The following is a 4,339-nucleotide window of genomic DNA, read 5'->3' on the forward strand; positions in this document are numbered from 1 at the left end:
ATGCAGGCAATCCGATGGTGACCGAGTTCGGCATGCGCACCTTCTCCGGGATTCCGGTGTCGGTCGGCGACGAGACGCGCTGGGTGCTGGCCTTTTTGCGCCGGCGCAGCGAATCGCCGCCCGACGCAGTGGATGTCGCCTACATGAGCCTGATCGCCGACTGGCTCGGCAATGCCCTCCATCAGTCCGCGCAGAAGGACCTGCTGCAGCGCATCGCGCTGACCGATCCGCTGACCGGCCTGCCCAACCGGCGGGCGGCCGAAGAGCGCCTGCAAAAGGAGCGCGCGCGCACGCCGCGCGACGGCCATGGCTTCGCGCTGGCCCTGGTCGACCTCGACCATTTCAAGATGGTGAACGATCGCTACGGCCATGCCGTCGGAGACGAGGTGCTGAAAGCCGTGGCGCGCCGCTTCGAGAGCGGACTGCGCGAAGGCGACTGGGTGGCGCGCTGGGGCGGGGAGGAGTTTCTGTTCGTGCTGCATGGTGGCACCGTGGACGAAGCTGCCGGCATCATGGAACGGCTGGCCGGCCAGGCCCGTGCGGCGCCCATCCAGACCAGCGTGGGGGCCATTTCACTGAGTTTCTCGGCGGGCGTGGCGGCTTTTGGCGTGAACGACAGCGAAACCCTGCCGATGCTGGAAAAAATCGACCATGCCTTGTATCGGGCCAAGGCCGATGGCCGCGACCAGGTCAGGATGGCGGCGCATGGCCGCCTGCCGTGGAACAGCGCGCTGTTGCGGGAGGCGCTGGCGGAAAACCGGGTCAGGCTGGCCTCGCAGGCCATCGTCGATTTGCAGACCGGGCAGGCCATTGCGGACGAAGCGCTGGCGCGCATCGAGACCGCGGCCGGCGAGATCGTCGAGGCCGGGGAGTTCGTCGACATGGCGGAAGGACTGGGGCTGATGGCCGAAATCGACCGCCAGGTGATCCGCAACGTGATGCAGCATTGCGTGGTGCGAATGAATGAAGGCGGGGCGGCCGATTTTGCCCATTTCGTGAATGTGTCGCCGCAATTCCTGGCGCGCCGCGATCTGGTCGAGGAAATGCTCGACAACGCCATGGGCTATTGTCAGACCTGCGGCACGGTGCCGGGGTCGGCCAAGCCCATCGTGCTGGAACTGACCGAGCGCCAGCGCATCGTCAGCCTGGAGAAATTGCGTGCCGATTTGCAGCCCTTCATCGACTTCGGCTTCCGGCTGGCGCTGGACGATTTCGGCAGCGGCTATTCGTCCTATCTGTACCTGGCGCATCTGCCGGTCAGCTTTCTGAAAATCGAAGGCTGGCTGGTGTCGCATATGCGCCAGGACCGCAAGGTGGCGGGCATCGTCGAGAGTCTGGCGAATTTTGCGCGCAAGGAGGGCATGCATACCGTGGCCGAGCACGTCGAGGATGCGGAGACCGCACGCATCCTCGCAGACATGGGCGTGGACTACGGGCAGGGCTGGCATTTCGGCCGCCCGCAACTGGCTTGATCCCGGGTTGGAACCAGGCGCCGCAACCAACAGGAAATGAGAAACTTGCAATGCATGCCAAGTCGCAATGTCTGCAGAATGTCTCTGTATCGATATGACCCATTTCGTAGCACCAGCAGGCGAGTGCGTCCGGTGAGCGCACGAGGACGGAGACGGGGAGAGCCCCTTTGATCGAGCGGCACGCGGGCGGGGAGCGAGTCATCCTGGTGGCGCTCGATTTCGGCATGCCGGATTTTGCCGAAAGCACGGCCGAGCTGCGTCTGCTGGCAGCCGGCGCCGGGCTCGACATCCGGGGCGAAGTCCAGGGCAAACGCAGCCGCCCGGATGCCGCACTCTTCGTGGGCAGCGGCAAGGCCGACGAAATCGCCGCGCTGGTCGCCGCCACCGAAGCCGACGTCGTCATCTTCAATCACGAGTTGTCACCCGCGCAGGAGCGCAACCTGGAGCGCCGCCTGCAGTGCCGGGTGATCGACCGCACCAGCCTGATTCTGGATATCTTCGCCCGCCGGGCGCAGAGCGCCGAAGGCAAGCTGCAGGTCGAGCTGGCCCAGCTGCAGCATCTGTCGACCCGCCTGGTGCGCGGCTGGACACACCTCGAGCGCCAGCGCGGCGGCGTCGGCATGCGCGGCCCCGGCGAGAAGCAGTTGGAAACCGACCGTCGCCTGCTCGGCGTGCGGGTCAAGGCGCTGCGCGAGCGGCTCGCCAAACTGGGCAAGCAGCGCCGCACCCAGCGGCGTTCGCGTTCGCGCCAGCACGTGCTGTCGGTGGCGCTGGTGGGCTACACCAATGCGGGCAAGTCCACCCTGTTCAATGCACTGACGCGCGCCGGCGCCTATGCGGCCGACCAGCTGTTCGCCACGCTCGACACCACCACGCGCAAGATCTATTTGCCGCGCCTGGCTGAATCGGCCGGCGCCGAACCGGCGAGCGGCGAAGTGGTGCTGGCCGATACCGTCGGCTTCATTACCCGCCTGCCGCACGACCTGGTGGCCGCTTTCCGCGCCACGCTGGAGGCCACCGCCGAAGCCGATCTGCTGCTGCATGTGATCGATTCGGCCAGCCCCGGGCGCGAACGGCAGATCGAGGCGGTCGAAAAGGTGCTGGGGGAAATCGGCGCGGATGCCGTGCCGCAACTGCGGGTTTACAACAAGCTCGATTTGACGGGCGTTGCGCCGGGGGTGGGGCGCGACGAATATGGTAAACTGCAAAGCGTATATATATCCGCGCAAACGGGTGCGGGGCTTGAACTTTTACGCGAGGCGCTGTCGGAAATCCTGCTGGCCGGCCGGCTTCGGAGTGAAGCCGGCAAACCAGACGACCCCCCTCCCCAAACCACAGTTTTCTCTACATAAACGATATGGCCTGGAACGACCCGCAATGGGGCAACAACGGTAACCGCAACAAAAACAGCGGGCCGCCCGATCTGGACGAGCTTTGGCGGCGCATCAACCAGCGTCTCAATGGCATGTTCGGCAACAAGAGCACGGGCGGCGGCAGCGGCGGCGACGGCTTCTCCTCCGGCGGACTGCCGGGAGGCGGCAATTTGGTCGGCTTGCTGATCGGCGCGCTGGTTGTGGTGTGGGCGGCGAGCGGGTTCTACATCATCGATACCGGCCAGCGCGGCGTGGTGCTGCGCTTTGGGCAATATGTCGAGACCACCGAGCCCGGCCCGCGCTGGCATCTGCCGTGGCCGATCGAATCGCGCGAAGTGGTCAACGTCGATCAGGTGCGCACCGTCGAAATCGGCTACCGCAACACGGTAAAGAGCAAGGTGCTGAAAGAGTCCCTGATGCTGACCGACGACGAGAACATCATCGATCTGCAATTCGCGGTGCAGTACATCCTGAAGGACCCGAAGGAATTCCTGTTCGTCAACCGCGCGCCGGAAGATACGGTGTTGCAGGTGGCCGAAACCGCGATGCGCGAAATCGTCGGCAAGAACAAGATGGATTTCGTGCTGTATGAAGGCCGTGCCGATATCGCTGCACGTGCCAAGGTGCTGATGCAGCAGATTCTCGACCGCTACAAGACCGGCATCAGCATCAGCCAGGTAACCTTGCAGAATATCCAGCCGCCCGAACAGGTGCAGGCCGCGTTCGACGATGCGGTGAAGGCGGGGCAGGATCGCGAACGCCTGAAGAACGAAGCGGAAGCCTATTCCAACGACGTGGTGCCGCGTGCCCGCGGCCTGGCCTCGCGACTGAAGGAAGAAGCCGAGGGCTACAAGCTGTCGGTGATCGCCAATGCCGAGGGCGAGGCCAGCCGCTTTGCGCAAATTTTTGCCGAATATCAGAAAGCGCCCCAGGTGACGCGCCAGCGTATGTATCTCGATACCATGCAGACCGTGATGAATAACACCAGCAAAGTGCTGGTAGACCAGAAGGGCGGCAACAGCCTCCTGTACCTGCCGCTCGACAAATTGCAGCAGATTGTCAGCCAGCCCTACAGCGGCGCGCCCGAAGTGCTGTCGCAGCAGCCGGCCGCGCCGGCGCCGGCCCCCGTGGATGCGCGTTCACGTGACGCTTTACGCAGCCGCGACCGGGAGGATCGGCCATGAGCAGGAATCTGGGTCCCGTACTGATTGGCCTGATCGTGCTGCTGGCGGTGTTGAGCGGCAGCATGTTTACCGTCGACCAGCGGCAGAACGCCATGGTGTTCCAGCTGGGCGAAGTGGTGTCGGTGAAGAAAACGCCGGGACTGTATTTCAAGCTGCCGCTGGTGCAGAACGTGCGTTACTTCGATACCCGCATCCTGACGCTGGACGCGGCCGACCCGGAGCGCTTCATCACGTCGGAAAAGAAGAACGTGCTGGTCGATTCCTTCATCAAGTGGCGCGTGATCGATGCGAAGCAGTTCTACGTGTCGGT

At 64.3% G+C, this 4,339-nt stretch carries 4 protein-coding genes; all 4 read left to right on the plus strand.

The features are described 5' to 3' along the window. A partial coding sequence (locus BGO62_RS14385; protein WP_296643738.1) for a bifunctional diguanylate cyclase/phosphodiesterase occupies nucleotides 1–1,472 on the plus strand: 1,472 nt, incomplete at its 5' end. Nucleotides 1,473–1,639: 167 nt separating this feature from the next. Beyond that, on the plus strand, nucleotides 1,640–2,824 hold the full coding sequence (gene hflX, locus BGO62_RS14390; protein ID WP_296643739.1) for a GTPase HflX: 1,185 nt from the start codon (nucleotides 1,640–1,642) through the stop codon (nucleotides 2,822–2,824). A 5-nt stretch (nucleotides 2,825–2,829) separates the two neighbouring features. Beyond that, entirely contained in the window at nucleotides 2,830–4,029 is a 1,200-nt protein-coding gene (hflK, locus tag BGO62_RS14395; protein WP_296643742.1) for an FtsH protease activity modulator HflK, read from the plus strand. Then, nucleotides 4,026–4,339: SPFH domain-containing protein (locus BGO62_RS14400; protein ID WP_296643743.1), on the plus strand; the 314-nt coding region annotated here is incomplete at its 3' end. The genes hflK and BGO62_RS14400, both read left to right, overlap by 4 nt.

Source organism: Thiobacillus sp. 65-1402, assembly GCF_001897685.1.
GTDB lineage: Bacteria > Pseudomonadota > Gammaproteobacteria > Burkholderiales > Thiobacillaceae > Thiobacillus.